Genomic DNA, 20,157 nt, shown 5'->3' with positions numbered 1-20,157 from the left:
GGCGGCGCCCCCGGGGGGGGGGGGGGCGGCCCGGCCCCCCCCCCCCCGCCGCGCCCCCGGGGGGGGGGGGGGGGGCCGGGGGGGGGGCCCCCCCCCCCCGACCGATCACCTGCGGCGGGCTAGAGGCCCAACTCCTGGGCCAGTACGGCCGCTTGGACGCGGCTGCGCAGGCTCAGTTTGCCCAGGAGGCGGCTGACGTGTGTCTTCACCGTTGCCTCCGCCATGTCCAGCCGTACGGCGATCTCCGCGTTCGACAGGCCCTCGCCCAGGCAGGACAGGACCTCGCGCTCGCGCCGGGTGAGCGTGTCCAGGGCCGGCGGGGCGGCCGGCCTGGCCGGGGGCGCCGGAGCCGCGAACTCGGCGATCAGCCGGCGGGTCACCGCCGGGGCGATGAGACCCTCCCCGCGCGCCACCGTCCGTACGGCCTCGACCAGTTCCGCCGCCTCCGCGTTCTTCAGGAGGAAACCCGCGGCCCCGGCGCGCAACGCCCCGAACACGTACTCGTCCAGGTCGAAGGTGGTCAGGACCAGCACGTCCGCCAGGCCCTCCGCCACCACCTGGCGGGTCGCGGACACCCCGTCGAGCCTCGGCATCTGCACGTCCATGAGGACCAGGTCCGGCCGCAGCTCCCGGGCCAGGCGCACCGCCTCCTCCCCGTCGGCCGCCTCGCCCGCCACCTCGATGTCGCCCGCGCTGCGCAGGATGAGCACCAGCCCGGCCCGTACCGCGCTCTGGTCCTCCGCCACCACGACCCTGATGGTCACGCCTCCACCGCCTTCTCCTCCGCGGGCAGCGTCGCCCGCACCCGCCACACGCGGCCGGACCGGCCCGCCGTGAACTCCCCGCCGAGCAGCTCCGCCCGTTCCCGCATGCCGATCAGCCCGGCCCCCGAGCCGGGGGCGCGGGGACCCGGCCGGTCCCCGTACGGCGAGTCCACGGCCACGGACAGCCGTCCGTCCGCACGCGCCACGCGGACCGTGACCGTGCCCGGCACGGCGTGCTTGAGGGCATTGGTCAGCGACTCCTGCACGATCCGGTACGCCGCCAGCTCCACCGGGGCCGCCGCGGGCCGCCCGGGCGGCCGCTCGTCGTGCAGTACGAACTCCAGCCCGCTCGCCGAGCCATTGGTACGGGCCTGGCCGAGCAGGGCCTCCAGGCCGTCCAGCGAGGGCATCGCCACGGCCTCCTGCTCCGCCCCGGCGTCCCGCAGCAGCCCGATCAGCCGGCGCATTTCGGCCAGGCCCTGGACGCTGTTCTCGCGGATCACCCCGAGCGCCTCGCGGCTGGTGTCGGCCCGGTCGATGGAGAGCGCGGCGGTGGAGTGGATGGCGATGGCGGAGAGGTGGTTGGCCACCATGTCGTGCAGCTCCCGGGCCATCCGGGCGCGCTCGGCCGTGACGGCCTGGGCCCGGTCCATCTCGGCCAGCAGCGCGGTCTGCTCGGCGCGCAGCCGGGCGGCCACGGCGGCCTCGCGGTGGTTGCGCAGGGTGGCGCCGGTCAGGGCCGGGCCGAAGCTCACGATGCCGGTGACCACGCCGATGAGCAGGGCCTGCGGGGTGCGCAGCCAGGCCACGGCCCCGATGGTGACGGCCACCGTGAGCAGGCCGGTGGTCACCGGAAGCCGCCGGGCCAGCGCCGGGCTGCCGTAGACCACGGCCGCGTACATCAGGTCGGTGAAGATCAGGACGGAGGCCAGATTGCCCACCGTGAGCTGGTCCGCGACGATCGCGAGGGTCCCGATGAACAGCGCGGTGCGCGGGTGCGAGCGGCGGACGAGCTCCAGGGTGCCGAGGGTCAGCAGCGGTACCAGGGCCGCCCAGTCGGGCAACAGGTGGCGGCCCGCGTTGGAGTACACCCCCAGGCCCCACAGCACGAGCCCGGCGCACACGCTGGCCACGGCGAGGAGCACGTCGTCTCGGTGGGGGCGGGGAATCGTCACGGGACCATCCAACACGGTGCGGGGGGCCGCGACCTCGGCGGAGAGGCCGAGTCCGCGGCCCGCCGGTACACCGAAGGATGCAGTCACGGTTCCTCTGCGCAGACGACGTATCGCGGCAAGGGCGCCCGCAGGCTGGGAGGGACCCGAAAGGAGACCCCTGTGATCGTCACGCTGATCGTGGCCTGCGAGGTCGGATTCTGGCTGCTGCTGGCGGGCGGTCTGGCCCTGCGGTACCTCGCGAGGATGCCGCGGCTGGGCGCCGCGGTCCTGCTGTGCGAGCCGCTGCTGGAACTGGTCCTGCTGGCGGTCACCACCCTGGACCTCAAGAACGGCGCCGCGCCGGACTGGAAGCACGGCCTGGCCGCGCTGTACATCGGCTACACCGTCGCCTACGGCCACTACACGGTGAAGTGGCTCGACGGCCACGCCGCGCACCGGCTGGCCGGCGGGCCGAAGCCGGCCGGCGCCGGGTACGGCAAGGCCCGGGCCGTGCACGAGTGGAAGCTGTGGATCCGTACCGTCCTCGCCGCGGCCGTCGCCCTCGCTCTGCTCCAAGGGGCGATCTGGTACGTCGGCGACGCGGGCGATGTCAGCTCCCTCAAGGCCTGGCAGTTCGGCGCGCTGCGGGCGGTCGGCATCCACGCCCTGGTCGCCGCCGCCTACACGCTGTGGCCGAAAAGGGCCCCGGAGCGGGTCGGCTAACGCTCGCCGCCCGGCACCCACAGCACGTCCCCGACCTCCCTGTTGGCCGTCCTGGCCAGGATGAACAGGAGGTCGGAGAGGCGGTTCAGATAGGTCGCCGTCAGCGGGTTCATCACCTCGCCGTGCACCTCCAGCGCCGCCCACGTGGAGCGCTCGGCGCGCCGGACCACCGTGCAGGCCTGGTGCAGCAGGGCCGCGCCCGGGGTGCCGCCCGGGAGGATGAAGCTGCGCAGCTTCTCCAGCCGCTCGTTGAAGGCGTCGCAGTCGGCCTCCAGCTTGTCCACGTAGAACTGCTCCACGCGCAGCGGCGGGTACTGCGGGTTCTCGACCACGGGGGTGCACAGGTCCGCGCCCACGTCGAACAGGTCGTTCTGCACGCGGACGAGGACCTTGACCACCTCCGGCGGGAGCTGCCCGAGGGCGATCGCCGTGCCGATGGCCGCATTGGCCTCGTTGGTGTCCGCGTACGCGGAGATCCGCACGTCGGTCTTGGCCGTGCGGCTCATGTCGCCGAGGGCGGTCGTGCCCTTGTCGCCGGTGCGGGTGTAGATACGCGTCAGGTTCACCATGCCGCCAGCGTAGTCCGCGCCCAACTGCAAGGCCCTCGGGGAGCGGTGGGCCGGACCGGTGTGATGTCCGTCATCTGAGACGTGACGCGTGTTACTTCGCGGTCACACCGCACCGCCCGGGCGCTAGTCTCCGCCGAAGAGGCCGCATGACCGGGCCGATTCGAGACCGGGTCGTTTGAAGTGTGAAGAACGTGGGGTGTGAAGTGGCAGGGAAGCTCGCCGTCATCGGTGCCGGACTCATGGGGTCCGGAATCGCTCAGGTCTCCGCTCAGGCGGGCTGGGACGTCGTACTGAGGGATGTCACCGATGCCGCGCTGACCCGTGGCACGGACGGGATCAAGGCCTCGTACGACAAGTTCGTCTCCAAGGGGAAGATGACGGCCGAGGACGCCGAGGCCGCGCTCGCCCGGATCACGACCACCACCGAGCTCGACGCCGCCGCCGACGTGGACATCGTGGTCGAGGCGGTCTTCGAGAAGATCGAGATCAAGCACGAGATCTTCCGCACCCTCGACAAGATCGTCCGCGAGGACACGATCCTGGCCTCCAACACCTCCGCCATCCCGATCACCAAGATCGCGGCGGCGACGGAGCGCCCGGAGCGGGTCGTCGGCGCGCACTTCTTCTCGCCCGTCCCGATGATGCAGCTCTGCGAGCTCGTCCGCGGCTACAAGACGAGCGACGAGACCCTCGCCGCCACCCGCGCGTTCGCCGAGTCCGTCGGCAAGACCTGCATCGTCGTCAACCGCGACGTCGCCGGCTTCGTGACGACCCGTCTGATCTCCGCCCTCGTCGTCGAGGCCGCAAAGCTCTACGAATCGGGCGTGGCCTCCGCCGAGGACATCGACATCGCGTGCAAGCTGGGCTTCGGGCACGCGATGGGCCCGCTGGCCACGGCGGACCTCACGGGCGTCGACATCCTGCTGCACGCCACCAGCAACATCTACACCGAATCCCAGGACGAGAAGTTCGCGCCGCCGGAGCTCATGCGCCGCATGGTCGACGCCGGCGACATCGGCCGCAAGAGCGGTCAGGGCTTCTACAAGCACTGAGCACCATCGTTCGAATGCCATCACCCCACGGGGTGAATTAGGTATCGGTTCGCTCACGGTCGGCAACTTCCCTGCCCGTGCGGCAGTCAGTTGCAGTGAGAGTTGCCGACCACGGACCAGTCGGACCATACGTACGCAGTACTGCCGGGAGTACACATGCACATCAGGGGCGACCACGTCGAACTCGCTGTCGGGGGTCGCCTCGACGTGCGCAGCGCGGCGGACGCCCGTACGGCCCTCCACACCGCCCTCGACGACGGCCACGGCGACCTCGTGCTCGACCTCACCGGGCTCGACTCCTGGGACGCCACCGGCCTCGGCGTCATCATGGGCGCGCACCGGAGGGCCGGCCGGACCGGACGGCGGCTCGTCCTGCGCGGGGTGCCCCCGCAGATGCAGCGACTGCTCGTCGCCACCCGGCTGCACCGGATCCTGGCGATCGAGGGCGGCCTGGAGGCGGAGTCCCTTCCCCGAGTGTGAACGGCGTGTTCCGTTTTCCTGCGGAAACGTAACGGTCCGGTGGTGATGGCCCCCCTGCGGTTCCGGCGTGTCCGGCCACTGGTCTAGGGTTCGGGCGGAAAACCGGACCAGTCGCATGAGCGGCGTGCCAAGGCCGGGAGGTACGACGGCGAGGCGCACGGCCCGCGATCGGGGGACTTGGTCATGGACCGAACACAGGGGCAGACCCACCCGGAGGAGCTGTCCGGGCCCGCCGGCAACCCGGCCGCGCCGGCGCCCGCCCGCATCGTCAGCCTGACCGCGGGCGACTACACCCTCACCGTCAACCCGGTCGACGGCAGCGAGATAGAGCCGATCCGCCCCGGCACCGCCGCCGGCCGCCCCGCCAAGCGCGACGCGGCCGCCCGCGGCGCCCGGGACGCGGCCGCGCGTCCGCCCGTACTGCCCGGGGCTCCCGCATCCGCGCCGCCCCTGTACGCGCGTGAGGAGGAGCGGGAGCGCCTCGTACGGCTGCTGGCCCGAGGGCGGTCCGTGCGGCTGACCGGCCCCGCCGGATCGGGTCGTACCGCGCTGCTCGACGCGGTCGCCGACCGGTGCGCCGGGCTCGCCCCCGACGGCGTCGTACGGCTCTCCGGGCACGGCCACCAGCAGCCCGGCGAGCTGCTGCACGCCCTGTACGCCACCGTGTACGAGGCCTCGGACCAGCGGCCCGACCGCATCGAACTCCTCTCCCGCGTACGGGACATCGGCGCCGTGGTCCTCCTCGACGACCTGGAGATGGGCGGCCCCGCCCTCGACGAACTCCTGCGGGCCACCCCCGAATGCGCCTACCTGCTCGCCGCGACCCCCGAGACCCGGGCCCCCTCCGACGACTCGCACCTGGAGGAGGTCTTTCTCGGCGGGCTCGGCAAGTCCGACTGCCTGGAACTCCTCGAAGCGGGCATCGGGCGGCCCCTGACGGACCTGGAGACCGCCTGGGCGGGCGACCTGCGCTTCGCCTCCGAGGGCCTGCCGCTGCGCTTCGTCCAGGCCGCCGCGCTGCTGCGGCAGCGCGACGAGCTCAACCACACCGACGAGGACGACGACGAGGAAGAGCCCGGCGTCTTCGAGGAACGCCCGCGCGACGCCGTGGAGGTGCCGCTGCCGACGCTCGCCGAAGGCGCGGCCCCGGCCGAGCTGCTGGCCTCGCGGGTCAGCGAGTCGGCACGTGCCGCCCTGCGGATCGCGTGCGGGCTGGGCGGGGAGATGCCGCACCACGCGCACCTGCCGGCGCTGGTGGGGGACACCCACGCGGACTCGGCGGTGGCGGAACTGCTCGCCTGCGGCCTGCTGACCGCCGTCGGGCCCCGCTACCGGCTCGCCGCCGGGGTCGCGCGGCAGCTGGAGGAGGCCGGGTACGGGGACACCGCGGCGGAGGGGGCCCGGACGGCCGCCCGGCACTATGCCTGGTGGACCGGGCACACCTCGGTGACCCCGGAGCGGGTCGCGGCGGAGGCGGACGCGGTACTGGCGGCGCTGGCCGGTGCGGACGTGGTGGCGGCGGTGCTGCTGGCGCGGACGGCGGCTCCGGCGTTCGCGGCCTCGCTGCACTGGGAGGCGTGGGAGCGGGTGCTGCGCTCGGGCGCCGAGGCCGCGCGCAAGGCGGGGGAGGTCGCCGAGCAGGCGTACTTCCACCACGAACTGGGTGTGCTCGCGCTGTGCGAGGGGCGGCTGGACCGGGCGCGGGCCGAGCTGGAGACCTCGATCGGGCTGAAGGGGGCCCTCGCCGACAAGCGGGGCACGGTCGCGGGGCGGCGGGCGCTGGCGCTGGTCGTGGACCGGGAGGCGGCCGGGGTGGCGGCATCGCCGCCGCTGCGGCTGGAGGCACCGTCGACGACGACGCCGCCCGCGCTGCCGACTGCCTCGCCGCCCGCCCTGCCGGCGGCTCCGGCGGCTCCGCCGGCTCCGGCGGCTCCGCCGGCTCCGGAGGCGGTGACGGAGGCGCTGCCGGCCGCCGCTCCGGAGGCGGTGACGCGGGTGACCCCGATCGTGCCGGTGATCGGGCGCTCGGAGGCTCCCTCGACGCTGTCGGAGGTGTTCGAGGACGCCTTCCCGCTGTCCCCGAAACCGGCCGCAGGCCCGAAGCCGGCCGCGCCGAGGCCGCCGTACGCCGAACCGCCCGCGGACTCCGCGCGGCGGCGCCGGATCCTGCTGGCCGGGGCGGGGGCGCTGACGGTGGTGGCCCTGGGCACGGTGGTGAGCCTGGCCGTGGGCTCCTCGGACTCCCCGGAGCCGACGCGGGGCCCGGCGGTGTCGTCGACGCCGACGCGGGTGGCCCCGCCGGTGGTGCCGGGTACGAGCGGGAACGATCCTGCCGCGCCGGCGCCGTCGGATCCGGCCGCGCCGTCGCAATCCGCTGCCGCGGAGCCGGGCGCGACGGGCAGCCCCGGCCCGACCGGGTCGACGCGCACGACCCCGTCGCGCAAGCCGGCCCCGACGCCGCCCTCGACCCGGCCGACGTCGGCCACGCCGAGCCCGACCCCGCCGGACCCGGGCACCCCGACGCCGACGCCGACTCCCACGCCGAGCGCTACGGCGGCGCCGACCGAGACCGTGGCCCCCCAGTCCCCGACGGCGACGACCTAGCCCATACCGGCGCGGCCGGCCCCTGCGGGGCTTCCCCCACCCCGCCCGGGTCCGGGCAGCGCCCGGGGAACGGTGGAAGGGCGGGCAGGGGACCGCTCCGCGCAGCGGCCCGCCAGGGCCGAGCCGTGCGGGCGGCGCGTCAAGAAGGATCAGAACAGGCGGAGCTTGTCGTCCTCGATGCCGCGCATCGCGTCGTAGTCCAGGACCACGCAGTCCATGCCCCGGTCCGTCGCGAGCACCCTCGCCTGCGGCTTGATCTCCTGCGCCGCGAAGACACCCCGCACCGGCGCCAGGTGCGGATCCCGGTTCAGCAGCTCCAGGTACCGCGTCAGCTGCTCGACGCCGTCGATCTCGCCGCGCCGCTTGATCTCCACGGCCACCGTCCCGCCGGAGGCGTCCCGGCACAGGATGTCCACCGGGCCGATCGCCGTCATGTACTCGCGCCGGATCAGCGTGTAGCCCTCGCCCAGCGTGTCGATGCGGTCGGCCAGCAGCTCCTGGAGGTGCGCTTCCACGCCGTCCTTGATCAGGCCGGGGTCGACGCCCAGTTCGTGGGAGGAGTCGTGGAGGACTTCTTCCATCGTGATGATGAGCTTCTCGCCCGCCTTGTTGACGACCGTCCACACACCGGCCTCGTCCCCGCTCCCCTCCTTGAGGGTGCACGGGGGCGACATCCAGTTGAGCGGTTTGTACGCCCGGTCGTCCGCGTGGATCGAGACACTGCCGTCGGCCTTCACGAGGATCAGACGGGGTGCCGAGGGCAGATGGGCGGTGAGCCGGCCCGCGTAGTCGACGGAGCAGCGGGCAATGACGAGACGCATGGTCGGCAACGCTACTCGACCGACGGGCCTCCACGCGATTCGCCCCTGAAAGCCCCGTTCGCCGATGGCGCGTTGTATGCGCATTCTCCTGGTGCGCACCCCATGGGACGCCTACCGTGGTGAGCGGGAGGTTGCCAAGCGTGCACTCTGCGTCGCGGCCTCCTTCCCTGCCCGTAAGACCCCGTCCACCAACCGGACGGGGTCGCGAGAGGAGAACCCATGTCGCTCGACGTCTCACCGGCCCTACTCGAACAGGCCGAGCGAGGCGAGGTCGACGAAGCCGCTTTCGTCGACTGCGTCCGGACCTCCCTGCCCTACGCATGGGAGATGATCAGCTCGCTGGTGGCCCAGCTGAAGGTGGACGGCGGACAGTTCGCCGACAACCAGACGCCGCCGCCCGACGAGCAGGCGCGCGGGCAACTGCTGCGCGCGCTCGCGAGTGACGCGATACGCGGTGCGCTGCAGCGGCACTTCGGAGTGCGCCTGGCCTTCCAGAACTGTCACCGGGTGGCGGTGTTCCCGCTGGATCCCTCGGTCGACGACCGGCTCGCCAAGTTCACTTCGATCCGCGGCCAGCTGCTCAACCAGTCGCCGGAACTGCGTGACTGCTAGTACGGCCGCAACGGCCGGTCGGTCTCAGCCGAGGCGGGGCAGGACATCGGCGCCGAGGCGTCGTACGTTCTCCTCCGTCGCGGCGAGATCGCCGGAGCCCTCCGTCAGGAGGGCGAAGCGGGTGATGCCCGTGCGTTCGGAGGTGGCCGCCAGACGGTCCGCCGCCAGCCGCGGGGTGCCCACCGGGTGCAGGTCGCAGAGGAGTTCCGTGTAGGCGACGGGGTCGCGCATCGCGCGTACGCGACCGTCCACGGTCACGTGGGCGTCCAGGCCCTGCTTGAGCCAGCCCGGCATCGCCTTGAGCAGCGCCTCACGGGCGTCCGCCGTGCGGTCCGCCAGCTGGCACACCCCCGCGGAGACGTGGCCGGCCCCGGCCACGTACTCCCGGGAGTGGCCCGCGGCCAGCGCCGTGGAGCGCCACAGCGCGACCATCTCGGCCTTGTCCTCGTCCCCGCAGTGCATGCCGAGCAGCATCGGCAGGCCCCGCCGGGCGGCCATCCGTACCGACCCCGGGGAGGTGCAGGCCACGATGACCTCGGGCCCCGTCCCGTCCCCGTCCAGGGCTTCCGACGGGCGCGGTACGACGGCCACCTCGCGGAAGCCGTACCGCTCGCCGGCGGCCCCGACCCGTGCCTCCGTCAGCCAGCGTCGCAGCAGGTCCAGAGCCTCCGGGAAGCCGTTCTCGTACGCGTCCAGGCCGCTCCCGAAGACCTCCAGGTCCACCCACGGCCCGCCGCGCCCCACCCCGAGGGTGAACCGCCCGCCGGAGGTCAGGTGCAGCAGCGCCGCCTGCTCGCCGAGGGCCACCGGGTGCGCGCTCGGCAGCACGCTGACCGCCGTGCCCACCCGCAGCCGCCGGGTCCGGCCCAGCAGCAGGGCCGCCAGGGTCACCGCCGAGGGGCAGACCCCGTACGGGACGAAGTGGTGCTCGGCGAGCCAGACCGAATCGAGCCCGGCCTCCTCGGCCACCTCGGCGGTCCGCACCGCCCGGTGCAGTGCCTCTCCCTGTCCCTGACCCGGGAACTGGGCCGCCAGTACAAACGCTCCTACGCGCATCGCCTCTTGCCTCCTCGCGGCTGACGCGGCCTCCCCCAGGTGGACCGGTTCTTCCTATGGCAACAACGTCCGACACGTGCCAAAGGCACGGGCTGACACGAAAGTTATTGGGATTGTCGGGCCATTGCTCTTCGCGGGGCCGCCCTTCGCCCACCACCCTGCGGGTACCCCGCCTCGCTGCGCGTAGTCTGGGAGAAAGTCACTGCCGTCCGCCCATCCGTGAGGTATACGTGTCACCGCGCCACAACCGCCCCAGGGGCGGCGAGACTCCGGAAGAACGTCCGAGCACCGGCCTCGACCGCTACGGGCTGGAGCGCACGGAGGAGTACCAGGGCGAGGACTGGAAGGTCCGGCACGTCGCGGGCGCGAGCGCGGCGGGCAAGCGCTACCGCTGCCCCGGCTGCGATCAGGAGATCCCCTCCGGCACCCCGCACCTGGTGGCCTGGCCGGAGTACGGCGGCGTGGACGACCGGCGCCACTGGCACAAGGCCTGCTGGAACGCGAAGGACCGCCGCACCTCGCGGGTGCAGCGGTCCCGTAACGCCCCCAAGTACTAGCCGGTCCTACACGTCCCGGCGGCCCACCGTCACGTACGAGGCGGCCACCGCGCCGCCCGTGACCAGCAGGATGAGCACCATGTGGGACACGTTGCCGGGCAGGGTGGCCGCGTCGGCGCCGTTCGGCATGCCGAACAGCTGCATCAGCGCCACCGGCGCGTTGTGCTCGAGGACCGCCCGTCCGATGGGCGCGGCGGAGTCCCAGATGCTGAGCATCGCGCCTATCACCGGCGGCAGCGTGACCAGGCCCAGCATCGCGGCGATGGCCCCGGCCGAATGCCGCAGCAGCGCCCCGACCGCGAGCGCGAGCACGCCGAGCAGCGTGACGTAGAGGCAGCCCACCAGCGCGCCCAGCCACTCGTCCGCCGCGTGCGGCCCGGCGCCGGCGCCGGCGTGCACGATCGCCGCGGAGATCCCGACCACGAAGACGGCGAGGGCGGTGGTGAGGAAGGCCGTGGTGCTGAAGACGAGGTACTTGGCGGTGAGCACCCGGTACCGGTCGGGGGCGGCCGTGAAGGTGGTCCGCACCAGCCCGGTGGCGTGCTCCGAGGTGATGGTCAGGACGCCGAGGACCATCACGGCGACCTGACCGACCAGCAGGCCGAAGAGGGCGGGCGTGGTGAAGGAGATGTCGACGAACTCCCGGTCCTTGCTCTGAGAGACGAAGAGCAGTCCGAAGCCGACGACGGTCACCACGAGCGAGCCGAGGGTGAAGAGGGTGGAGCGGACCGAGACCATCTTGGTCCACTCCGAGGCCACGGCGTGCCCCAGGTGCGGCCGCGGCGCGGGCAGGGGAGAGGTGTAGCCCTTCGGCTGCTCCGCCGCGGGCGGCGTCGTCGGCGTCGTGTTCGTCCCGGTCATCGGGTTCCCTCGGGGTCGTTCTTGGCGGCGCTCGCGAGCGCGCCGGGGTCGCTGGGCATCAGGAAGGGCCGGCCGCCGGCGCCGGGCGGCGGGGGCGCGAAGAAGCCCGTCTGCGGGACCTCCGGCGCCGCGGGCTCGTCCTCCCACGCCGGGAGGGTGAGCGGCTCGGGCTCCCACAGCTCGGCCCGCGGATCGTCGGTGGAGGTGTACTCGACGGAGGACTGGGTCATCCGCATGTACGCCTCCTCCAGCGAGGCCCGGTGCGGTGACAGCTCCCACAGCCGTACGCCGGCGCCGTGCGCCAGGTCCGAGATGCGGGGCAGCTCCAGCCCGGTCACGCGCAGTGCTCCGTCGGGCTCCTGGAGGACCCGCCCGCCCGCCTTGGCCAGGGCGGCACCCAGCGCGTCCCGGCCATCGGGATCGGTGTCGGCCGCGCGCACCCGAGCGAATCCGGCCGAGTTGTGCGTGATGAACTCCTGGGTGCCCATGTCGGCCAGCAGCCGGCCCCGGCCGATCACGATCAGGTGGTCGGCGGTCAGCGCCATCTCGCTCATCAGGTGCGAGGAGACCAGGACGGTGCGGCCCTCGGAGGCCAGCCGGCGCATGAGGTTGCGGACCCAGAGGATGCCCTCGGGGTCCAGCCCGTTGACCGGCTCGTCGAACAGCAGCACCTGGGGGTCGCCGAGCAGGGCGGTGGCGATGCCGAGCCGCTGGCCCATGCCGAGCGAGAAGCCCTTCGTGCGCTGCCGGGCGACGCCCTGGAGGCCGACCACGGCCAGCACCTCGTCCACCCGCTTCTCGGGGATCCCGGAGAGCTGGGCGACGGAGAGCAGGTGGGTACGGGCCCGGCGGCCACCGTGCACGGCCTTGGCGTCGAGCAGGGCCCCGACGAGCCGCTGGGCGTTCGGCAGCTCGCGGAAGGGGAGGCCGTTGATCGTGACCCGGCCCGACGTCGGCCGGTCGAGGCCGACGATCATGCGCATGGTGGTGGACTTCCCGGAGCCGTTGGGCCCCAGGAATCCCGTCACGTGACCCGGCCTGACCTGGAAGGACAGCTGGTCGACGGCGGTCTTGGCGCCGAAGCGCTTGGTCAGGCCGACTGCCTCGATCATTTTTGCTGCCCCTTACCAGGCCGGGACGACTTTCGCCCGCGTAAGGGTTAAGAGGATAACGAGGTTCCTACGGTTCCGTCCCGGGCCGGATCCCTGAGCCACCCCTGAGACCGACCCGGGGATCCCCCGGAGAGGGCGTCCTCAGGCGTCCCGCTTCCTCAGGCGTCCCGCTTCCTCAGGACCAGCAGGCCGCCGATCACCGAGGCGAGCACCCACAGCACCATGATCCCCAGTCCGGCCCACGGGCCGTACGGGGTCTCGGGGCCTCCGAAGGCGTTGGGTACGACCTGCATGATCCTCGACCCGGCGTTGCCGGGCAGGTACTGGCCGACCGTACGGGTCGCCTCGAAACCCATGAGGACGGTCGAGACGATCAGGAAGAACGGGATCAGGATGCTGATGGCGGCGACCGAGCTGCGCAGCATCGCCGCCACACCCATGCAGAACAGGGCGAGGAGCGCCATGTACACGCCGGCGCCGATCACGGAACGCAGGACGTTGTCCGCTCCGATGCCGATGCCGAAGTCGCCCAGGATCGACTGGGTGAGGAAGAACGACACGAAGCTGGTCGCCAGCCCGACGGCCAGGGCCAGCGCCCCCGCCACGGCCATCTTGCCGAGGAGGAAGCCCGTGCGGTTCGGTACGGCGGCCAGCGAGGTCTTGATCATGCCCGTGCTGTACTCGGTGCTCACGACCAGCACACCGAAGACGATCATCGCGAGCTGCCCGAACAGCAGCGAATTGAAACTCATCGCGGTGGGGTCGAAGGTGGCCCGGTCGGCCGCGTCCATGCCGGTCGTGTCGTACGTGGCGCTGAACAGCGCCGCGAACCCCACGGTGACGAGGAAGACGAGGGCGAGGGTCCAGCTGGTGGAGGCGACCGTGCGGATCTTGGTCCACTCGGACCTGAGGACGGCGGGGAACGAGGACATGGTCACTTCCCGCCCTTGCGCGTCGCCTCGAAGCCGGCGCCCCACGCGGGCACGTCGGCCGGCCGGGCCGGGTTGTCGGTGGCCCCGCCCGGAGGGAAGTCGCCCGGCGCGTGGGCGTGGTACTCGACGGAATCCGCCGTCATGCGCATGAACGCTTCCTCCAGTGAAGCCCGTTGCGGGCTGAGTTCGTGCAGCACGATCTGGTGCTGGGCGGCCAGCTCGCCGAGCCGCTCCGCGCCCACGCCGTCGATCTCCAGCGTGCCGGTGGCCGGAACGCTGATGGCGTCGATCCCCTCCGCATGCAGGACGTCCTTGAGCCGCTCCTGCTGCGGCGTGCGCAGCCGGACGTAGCTGCGCGCGTTCTGCTGGATGAAATCGGCCATCGACAGGTCGGCCAGCAGCCTTCCTTGTCCGATGACGACCAAATGGTCTGCGGTCAGGGCCATTTCACTCATCAGGTGGGAGGATACGAAGATCGTTCTCCCCTCCGCGGCCAGTGCTTTCATCAAATTGCGGATCCAGAGAATTCCCTCCGGGTCCAGACCATTGACGGGTTCGTCGAACATCAGGATTTCCGGATCACCGAGCAGCGCGGCGGCGATTCCCAGCCGCTGCCCCATGCCCAGCGAAAAACCTTTGGACTTCTTCTTGGCGACAGGAGTCAGCCCCACCAGGTCCAACACCTCGTCGACCCGGCTCTCGGGGATCCGGTTCGACTGGGCCAGGCAGAGAAGGTTGTTGTACGCACTCCGGCCACCGTGCATGGCCTTCGCGTCCAGCAGCGCCCCGATGTACTTCAGCGGCTCCGGCAGGTCCCGGTAGTGCTTCCCGTCGATCCGGACCGTGCCGCTGGTCGGGTTGTCGAGGTCGAGCATCATGCGCATGGTCGTGGACTTGCCCGCCCCGTTGGGGCCGAGGAAGCCCGTCACCACCCCCGGTCTGACCTGGAAGCTGAGGTGGTCCACGGCGGTCTTCGCGCCGAATCGTTTGGTAAGGCCCTCAAGCTCGATCATGTGGTCACGCTAGAACGGCGAAGGGCCGCACGCCACCTCCGAAAGGTGACGTACGGCCCTGCTTTGGTCGTGAACCGGGCGAACGGTACCGACCGGTAACCGTGACGCGGGGTCAGCGGCTCTGCTGCGCCGGGACACCACGCGTGACCGGCTCGTCGTCGATCGGGGAACCGGCCGCCGCGACGGCCGCGCCGGTCAGCGTCGCCAGCATCTCGCGGACGTTGGTCAGCTGCGCGTTGATGGAGTCGCGGCGGTTGGTGAGCGCCGCCAGCTCGCGCTCGGACTCGCTGCGGATACGGTCCGCCTTGGCGTTGGCGTCGGCCACGATGTCCTCGGCCTGGCGCTGCGCGGTCTCCACGGTCTGACGGGCACGGCGCTCGGCGTCCGTACGCAGCTTCTCGGCCTCCAGGCGCAGCTGCTCCGCGCGGTGCTCGATCTCCGCGAGGCGCTTCTCGGCCTTGGCCTGACGCGAGGCCAGGTCGCGCTCGGACTGCTCGCGGCGCTTGGCCAGGTTGGTCTCGAAGTCCGCGGCGGCCTGGGCGGCCTTGGCGCGGGTCTCCTCGAACAGGGCGTCGGCCTCCTCGCGCTTGGAGGCCGCGTCCTTCTGGGCCTCGGCGCGCAGGGTCGACGCGTCGCCCTTGGCCTTCTCGACGATACGGACGCCCTCGTCCTCCGCCTTCGCCTTCCGGTCGGCGGCGAACGACTCGGCGTCGTTGCGCACCTGCTGGGCGGCCGACTCGGCGAGCTCACGGTGCTGCTCGGCCGCGCGACGGGCCTCCTCGCGCAGGTCCTTCGCCTCCTCCTCGGCCAGCCGCAGGATCTTCTCGACCCGGGCGCCGAGACCGGCGTACGACGGCTCGGCGTCGTTCACCTGGGCCTGGGCGTTCTGCGTCTCGAGGTGCAGCTCCTCGATCCGCTTTTCCAGAGAGTTGATACGTCCAAGGGCGCTGTCGCGGTCGGAGACCAGCTTGGTAATGCGGTCGTCCACCTGACCGCGGTCGTAACCACGCCGCACGAGCTCGAAGCCGAAGGGGGAGGAAGTGTCGCTCATGGGGTTCCTGTCGAATGAGACCGATGAGGTGCTACGTGAGGTGTTAAGGGGAATCCTAGGCGCCCAAGCGGCGTGTCATCGAGTCAATCCACGTTTGATCTGGACAATGACACCCCTTTTGAGTGGCAAGGCGACGGAATGCTTGTCACCCGTTCGCCTGAACCTCCATCAGAGGCACACATCCCTGCGCACTGACTAGCCCTCCGACGACTTACCACCCGAACGAGTGGATCCCGCTGCCGCGCCGGCCTTCACGCCCCCCGCGCCCTGGCCGCCGACCGTGGGCTTTCCGCCACCCGAAGGCGCCTCGAATGATTCCAACGCCTCAAGAACGTCCTGGACACGGGAGATCTCCGCCTGAATGTCCTCGCGCCTGCGCACCAGGACCTCCAGCTCACGCCGGCCCTCCTCGACGAGCCGTTCGGCCTCCGCCTTGGCCTGCGCCAGCGCGCTCTCGGCCTCCCGGGCCAGCTCGGCCTTCTTCTGTTCGGCCTCCTTGAGAAGCGCCTCCGCCTTGCGTACCGCCGCGATGCGGACCTTGCTCGCCTCGCTGCTCGCGTCCGACACCAGCGCCTTGGCCTTCGCCTCGGCCTCCACGCTCTGCTCGGTCGCCGCCCGCACCAGCTTGTCCACGCGCTCGCCGGCCGACTTCATCTGCTCGGCCGACTCCCGGCGGGCCCGCTCGTGCAGCTCCTCGACCTCCGACTCGACGCGGCCGCGCAGCTCCTCCGCCCGCTCCCTTATGGCGGCGGCGTCCGACCGCGCGCCGACCAGCAGCTCGTCCGCGTCCGTACGGGCCTTCTCCACCATGGAGTTGCCCTCGACCGTCGCCTCCGAGGTGATCCGCGCGGCCTCCTTGCGCGCCGCGTCGACCATCGCGTCGGCCTGCTCCTCGGCCGCCGTGGTGGCGGCGAGGGCCTGCTTCTGCGCGTCGGAGGTGAGCTTGTCGGCTTCCGCCGCGGCCTCGGTGATGAGCCGGTCGACCTGCTCCGCGGCCTCGCTGCGGCGCTTGTTGGCCTCCTCGCGGGCCCCGTCCAGCAGCCGCTCGGACTCCGTACGGGCCTCCGCGCGCACCCGCTCCGCGTCGGTTGCCGCCTCCGCCTTGACCCGCTCGGCCTCCGACCGGGTGCGGGTCGCGTGCTCCTGCGCCGAGGACAGCGCCTCCGACGCCTCCGCGCGCAGCCGCTCGGCCTCGTTCGCGGCCTCGCCGACCGTCCGCTCGTTCGCCTTGCGGGTCTCCGCGGTGAGCCGCTCCGCTTCCGCCGCGGTCTCGGCCGTGAGCTTGTCGGCTTCCGCCGCGGCCTCGGTGATGAGCCGGTCGACCTGCTCCGCGGCCTCGCTGCGGCGCTTGTTGGCCTCCTCGCGGGCCTCGTCGAGCGTCCTCGCGGACTCCTGCTCGGCACTCGCCAGGGTCTCGTTCGCCGCGACCGTGACGCGCTCCGCCTCCGCGGTGGCCTCGCCGATGATCCGGCCGCCCTCCACCCGGGCGTCCTCCAGTACCTGCGCCGCCTCCGTACGCAGCCGCTCGGCCTCCGCCGCGGCCTCGCCGACCGTCGCCTCGTTGGCCGCGCGCGTCTCGTCGACCAGCCGGTCGCCCTCCGCGCGGGCGTCGACCAGCACGCGCGCCGCGTCCCGCTCGGCCGCGACCAGCGTCTCGGCCGCCTGGGCCGTCAGCCGCTCCGCCTTCACGCGCAGCGCCTCCGCGGCGGCCTGGGCCTCGCCGACGGTGGCCGCGTTCGCGGCCGAGGTCTCCTCGGTCAGCCGCTCGGCCTCCGCCGTGGCCTCGCCGATGAGGCGGTCCGCCTGCTCGGCGGCATCGGTCCGCAGCCGGTTGGCCTCCGACCGGGCCTCGTCCCGCGTGGCCTCGTTGGCCGCAAGGGTCTCGGCCGTGAGGCGCTCGGCCTCCGCCGTCGCCTCGGTGGTGATCCGGGCGCCCTCGGCGCGGGACGCCTCCAGGGCCTCCGCCGCCTCGCCGCGGATGCGGTTCGCGTCGTCCCGGGCGTCCGCCCGGGTACGGGCCGCGTCCCGCTCGGCCGCGGCCAGCGCGTCCGTGGCCTCCGTACGCACCCGCTGCGCGTACTCCGCGGTGTCGCCGCGCAGCTGCTCCGCCTCGGCGATCGCGTCGCCGACCGTCCGCTCCGCCAGCGCCTTCGCCGCGTCCGTCTCCGTACGCGCCTCGCTGCGGATCCGGTTGGCGTCCTCGGTGGCCCGCTCCCGCTCCGCGTACGCGTCGCCGCGGACCCGCTCGGCCTCTTCCTCGGCCTCCGTCTTCGTACGCTGCGCCGCGTGCTCGGCCGCGCTGCGCAGTCCGGTGATCTCCTCCTCGGCCTGCTCGTGCAGACCGGCCACGGAGTCCCGTACCTGCTGGGCGGTGGCCTCCGCCGCCGACACCAGCTCCGACGCGCGCCGTTCGGCCTCCTCGGTCAGCCGGGCCGCCTCGGCCTGCGCCTCCTCCGAGCGGCGGCGGGCCGCGGCCAGCAGCTCCTCGCTCTGCTCGCGGGCCTGAGCCCGCTCCTGATCGGCGTCCGTACGGGCCGACGCCAGGGTCTCCTCGGACTCCCGGCGGCGCCGGGCGGCCTCCTCCTGCGCGGCGGCCAGCGCCTCCGCGGCCTCCTCCGCGACCCGCTCGGCCGCGGCCTTCGCCTCGGCGCGCAGCCGGTCCGCGGTCTCCTGCGCCTCGGAGCGCACCCGCTCCGCCTCGGCCTCGGCCTCGCCGCGCATCCGTACGGCGACCTGCTCGGCCTCCGCGCGGACCCGGCCGGCGTCCTGCGCCGCGTCGTCCCGCAGCTGGTCGGCCTCCGTCTCCGACTGCGTCTGGAGGGTACGGATCCGCTCCGCCGACTCGGCGCGCAGCCGGTCGGTCTCCTCGGTGGTCTCCCTGCGGATGTTCTCCGCCGCCGCGCGGGCGTCGCGCAGCGTCTGCTCGGCCGTGCCCAGCCGGTTCTCGGCGTCCGTGTGCAGCCGTACGAGCTCCTCGTCGGCCTCCGCACGCTTCGCGGCCAGCGCCTGCTCGGTCTCCTCGCGCCGGGCCAGGGCCGCCGCGTCCGCCTCGGCCCGTACGGCCTCGGCCTGTTCCTCGGCTTCGGACCGCAGTCGCTCCGCCTCGGCGCGGGTCCGCTCCAGGGTCTCCTCGGCCTGCCTGCGCAGCGTGCCGGCCCGCTCGACGGCCTCGGCGCGGACCCGCTCGCTCTCGGCGGTCGCCCCGCCGCGCAGTTCGTCCGCGTCCGCCTTGGCCTTGCCGAGCAGCTCCTCGGCGGTCTTGGCCGCCTCCTCGATCTGCTGGACCGCCTCGCGGCGCGCCTCGCCGCGGATCCGCTCGCCCTCGGCGACGGCCTCCGCGCGCAGCTGCTCGGCCTCGCCGCGCAGCCTGCGGGCCTCCTCCTGGAGTTCGACCGTACGGGCCCGGTACTCCTCGGTGTCGTCCTTCGCGGCGCCCTTGAGCTCGTCGGCGGTCGCCGCCGCCTGGAGGCGCAGCCGGTCGGCCTCCGCCTCCGCCTCGCGGCGGATCCGCTCGGCCTCCTCGGAGGCGGCGCGGGTGGTGGCCCGGGCGTCCTCCGAGGCCTTGTTCAGTACGTCCTCGGCGGTGCGGGCGGCCTTCGCCAGCTGCGCCGCGGTGTCCTCGGCCGCCGCCGTACGGGCCTGCTCGCCGGCCTCGGTGCGCAGCCGCTCGGCGTCCGCGCGGGCGTCGGCCACGGCCTGCTCGGCCTCCGCCTTGAGGGCCTCGGCCTCCTTGGTGGCCTCGCCGACCAGCCGGGCCACCTGCTCCTTGGCGGTACGGGTGCGCTGGTCGTTGACGGACTCCGCCGACGCGAGCTGGCGGGCGGCGCTCTCCTTGGCCTCGGCGAGCACCTTCTCGGCCGCGGCCCGGGCCTCGCGCAGGGCGGCGTCGGCCTCCTGCACGCGGGACTCGGCGACCCGGCCCAGGTCGAGGGTCTGCTGGCGGGTCTGCTCCGCCTCGGCGGAGGTGGTGGAACGCAGCCGCTCCGCGTGCTCGGTGGCCTCCTGGGCCTGCGTGGAGGCGGCGGTCAGCAGCCGCTCGGCCTCCTTGCGGGCGCGCAGCAGGGTGGCCTCGGCCTCGGTGCGGGCGGCCTCCGCGTCGGCGGCCATCCGGCGCCGGGTCTCCTCGGCGACCCGGGCGGCCTCCGCGCGGGCGGCGTTCAGGGACTGCTCGGCCTCGGCGCGGGACTCCTCCATGAGCCGCCGGGCCTGGGACTCCGTACGGGCGCGCAGCTGCTCGGCCCAGGCCACGTTCTCGTTGACGTGGGCCTCGACGGTCTGGCGGCGCTCGTTCAGCTCCTGGTCCAGGCGCTGGCGCCGGTTGACGGCCTCGGCGTGCAGTTCGGCCTGGAGGCGCGACTGGTGCTCGGCGTGCTCCTGGAGGATGCGCTGGGTCTGCGCCCGGGCGTCGCGCAGCTCGCGCTCGGCGTCGGAGCGCATCTGGTCGGCCTGGATCTGGGCATTGCGAAGCAGCTGTTCCGCCTGATAGCCCATGTCCGCGCCGTCGTAGGCGGGGCGGGACGCCAGACTGCGGCGTACCTCGTGGAGCTTGGCGCGCAGCACCTCGACCTGGTAGCCCAGGTCCTCAGCGTGCTGGACGGCCTTCCCGCGCTCCTTCTTCAGCCGCTCCATCTCGGCCTCGAAGCGCGAGAGATGGTCGGCCTCGGCCTGATGGCTCTCCTGGCTTTCGTAGCCCCGCACAGCGCGGTCCCATCCGTCCCCTGGTCGCAAGCTCACTCCCAAATGAGCACCGTCCGCCCGCTGAACGGCGCCCCCGGGGAATGGTGTCAGATACCGGG

17 protein-coding genes are annotated in these 20,157 nt (G+C 73.1%); 6 read left to right on the top strand and 11 right to left on the bottom strand.

From position 1 onward, the window contains the following. Window positions 1-119 precede the first annotated feature (119 nt). Window positions 120-764, bottom strand: a complete 645-nt coding sequence (locus ACGFYU_RS24900) for a response regulator (protein WP_393829523.1) — start codon at window positions 762-764, stop codon at window positions 120-122. Continuing rightward, window positions 761-1,939: a sensor histidine kinase gene (locus ACGFYU_RS24895; protein WP_393829522.1), complete on the bottom strand. Its 1,179-nt coding sequence runs from the start codon at window positions 1,937-1,939 to the stop codon at window positions 761-763. The genes ACGFYU_RS24900 and ACGFYU_RS24895 overlap by 4 nt, the downstream gene beginning before the upstream one ends. A gap of 159 nt (window positions 1,940-2,098) precedes the next feature. Here ACGFYU_RS24895 and ACGFYU_RS24890 point away from each other — a divergent pair, with 159 nt between their 5' ends. Then, on the top strand, window positions 2,099-2,641 hold the full coding sequence (locus ACGFYU_RS24890; RefSeq protein WP_393829521.1) for a hypothetical protein: 543 nt from the start codon (window positions 2,099-2,101) through the stop codon (window positions 2,639-2,641). Here the strand turns inward: ACGFYU_RS24890 and ACGFYU_RS24885 are convergent. After that, entirely contained in the window at window positions 2,638-3,210 is a 573-nt protein-coding gene (locus ACGFYU_RS24885; RefSeq protein WP_393829520.1) for a cob(I)yrinic acid a,c-diamide adenosyltransferase, read from the bottom strand. The two genes, ACGFYU_RS24890 and ACGFYU_RS24885, sit on opposite strands and share 4 nt — an antisense overlap. A gap of 203 nt (window positions 3,211-3,413) precedes the next feature. On the opposite strand from ACGFYU_RS24885, the gene ACGFYU_RS24880 reads away from it, so the two are divergent. The 3 genes from ACGFYU_RS24880 to ACGFYU_RS24870 all read left to right on the top strand — a co-directional run bounded on the left by ACGFYU_RS24880 (window position 3,414) and on the right by ACGFYU_RS24870 (window position 7,346). After that, a complete protein-coding gene (locus ACGFYU_RS24880) occupies window positions 3,414-4,262 on the top strand; it encodes a 3-hydroxyacyl-CoA dehydrogenase family protein (protein WP_393829519.1) in 849 nt (282 codons plus the stop codon). Between the two features lie 156 nt (window positions 4,263-4,418). Then, window positions 4,419-4,742, top strand: a complete 324-nt coding sequence (locus tag ACGFYU_RS24875) for an STAS domain-containing protein (protein WP_382639881.1) — start codon at window positions 4,419-4,421, stop codon at window positions 4,740-4,742. A 183-nt stretch (window positions 4,743-4,925) separates the two neighbouring features. After that, entirely contained in the window at window positions 4,926-7,346 is a 2,421-nt protein-coding gene (locus ACGFYU_RS24870) for an ATP-binding protein (protein ID WP_393829518.1), read from the top strand. Window positions 7,347-7,495: 149 nt separating this feature from the next. Here ACGFYU_RS24870 and nucS read toward each other — a convergent pair whose 3' ends face one another. Beyond that, window positions 7,496-8,167, bottom strand: a complete 672-nt coding sequence (nucS, locus tag ACGFYU_RS24865; protein WP_393829517.1) for an endonuclease NucS — start codon at window positions 8,165-8,167, stop codon at window positions 7,496-7,498. A gap of 219 nt (window positions 8,168-8,386) precedes the next feature. On the opposite strand from nucS, the gene ACGFYU_RS24860 reads away from it, so the two are divergent. Then, window positions 8,387-8,779: an SCO5389 family protein gene (locus ACGFYU_RS24860; protein WP_030660337.1), complete on the top strand. Its 393-nt coding sequence runs from the start codon at window positions 8,387-8,389 to the stop codon at window positions 8,777-8,779. 24 nt (window positions 8,780-8,803) lie between these two features. Here the strand turns inward: ACGFYU_RS24860 and ACGFYU_RS24855 are convergent, their stop codons facing one another. After that, on the bottom strand, window positions 8,804-9,835 hold the full coding sequence (locus ACGFYU_RS24855; RefSeq protein WP_393829516.1) for an LLM class flavin-dependent oxidoreductase: 1,032 nt from the start codon (window positions 9,833-9,835) through the stop codon (window positions 8,804-8,806). 230 nt (window positions 9,836-10,065) lie between these two features. On the opposite strand from ACGFYU_RS24855, the gene ACGFYU_RS24850 reads away from it, so the two are divergent. After that, entirely contained in the window at window positions 10,066-10,392 is a 327-nt protein-coding gene (locus ACGFYU_RS24850) for an ATP/GTP-binding protein (protein WP_382639893.1), read from the top strand. 6 nt (window positions 10,393-10,398) lie between these two features. Here ACGFYU_RS24850 and ACGFYU_RS24845 read toward each other — a convergent pair whose 3' ends face one another. The 6 genes from ACGFYU_RS24845 to scy form a co-directional block, all read right to left on the bottom strand. After that, on the bottom strand, window positions 10,399-11,253 hold the full coding sequence (locus ACGFYU_RS24845; RefSeq protein ID WP_393829515.1) for an ABC transporter permease: 855 nt from the start codon (window positions 11,251-11,253) through the stop codon (window positions 10,399-10,401). Then, window positions 11,250-12,365, bottom strand: a complete 1,116-nt coding sequence (locus ACGFYU_RS24840) for an ABC transporter ATP-binding protein (RefSeq protein WP_393829514.1) — start codon at window positions 12,363-12,365, stop codon at window positions 11,250-11,252. Before ACGFYU_RS24840 ends, ACGFYU_RS24845 begins: the two co-directional genes overlap by 4 nt. Before the next feature lie 158 nt (window positions 12,366-12,523). Further along, a complete protein-coding gene (locus ACGFYU_RS24835; protein WP_393829513.1) occupies window positions 12,524-13,297 on the bottom strand; it encodes an ABC transporter permease in 774 nt (257 codons plus the stop codon). Window positions 13,298-13,299: 2 nt separating this feature from the next. Beyond that, window positions 13,300-14,310: an ABC transporter ATP-binding protein gene (locus tag ACGFYU_RS24830; protein WP_393829512.1), complete on the bottom strand. Its 1,011-nt coding sequence runs from the start codon at window positions 14,308-14,310 to the stop codon at window positions 13,300-13,302. A 112-nt stretch (window positions 14,311-14,422) separates the two neighbouring features. After that, window positions 14,423-15,361, bottom strand: coding sequence for a cellulose-binding protein (locus ACGFYU_RS24825; RefSeq protein ID WP_393829511.1), 939 nt, complete (start codon window positions 15,359-15,361; stop codon window positions 14,423-14,425). Window positions 15,362-15,556: 195 nt separating this feature from the next. Beyond that, window positions 15,557-20,059 (bottom strand): polarized growth protein Scy, encoded by a 4,503-nt coding sequence (gene scy, locus ACGFYU_RS24820; protein WP_393829510.1) that lies wholly within the window; start codon window positions 20,057-20,059, stop codon window positions 15,557-15,559. Window positions 20,060-20,157 lie beyond the last annotated feature (98 nt).

This window comes from Streptomyces sp. NPDC048337 (genome assembly GCF_043201175.1).
Lineage (GTDB): Bacteria > Actinomycetota > Actinomycetes > Streptomycetales > Streptomycetaceae > Streptomyces.
Note: the sequence above shows the minus strand (reverse complement) of the source record. Positions and strands in the feature narration are given on the sequence as shown.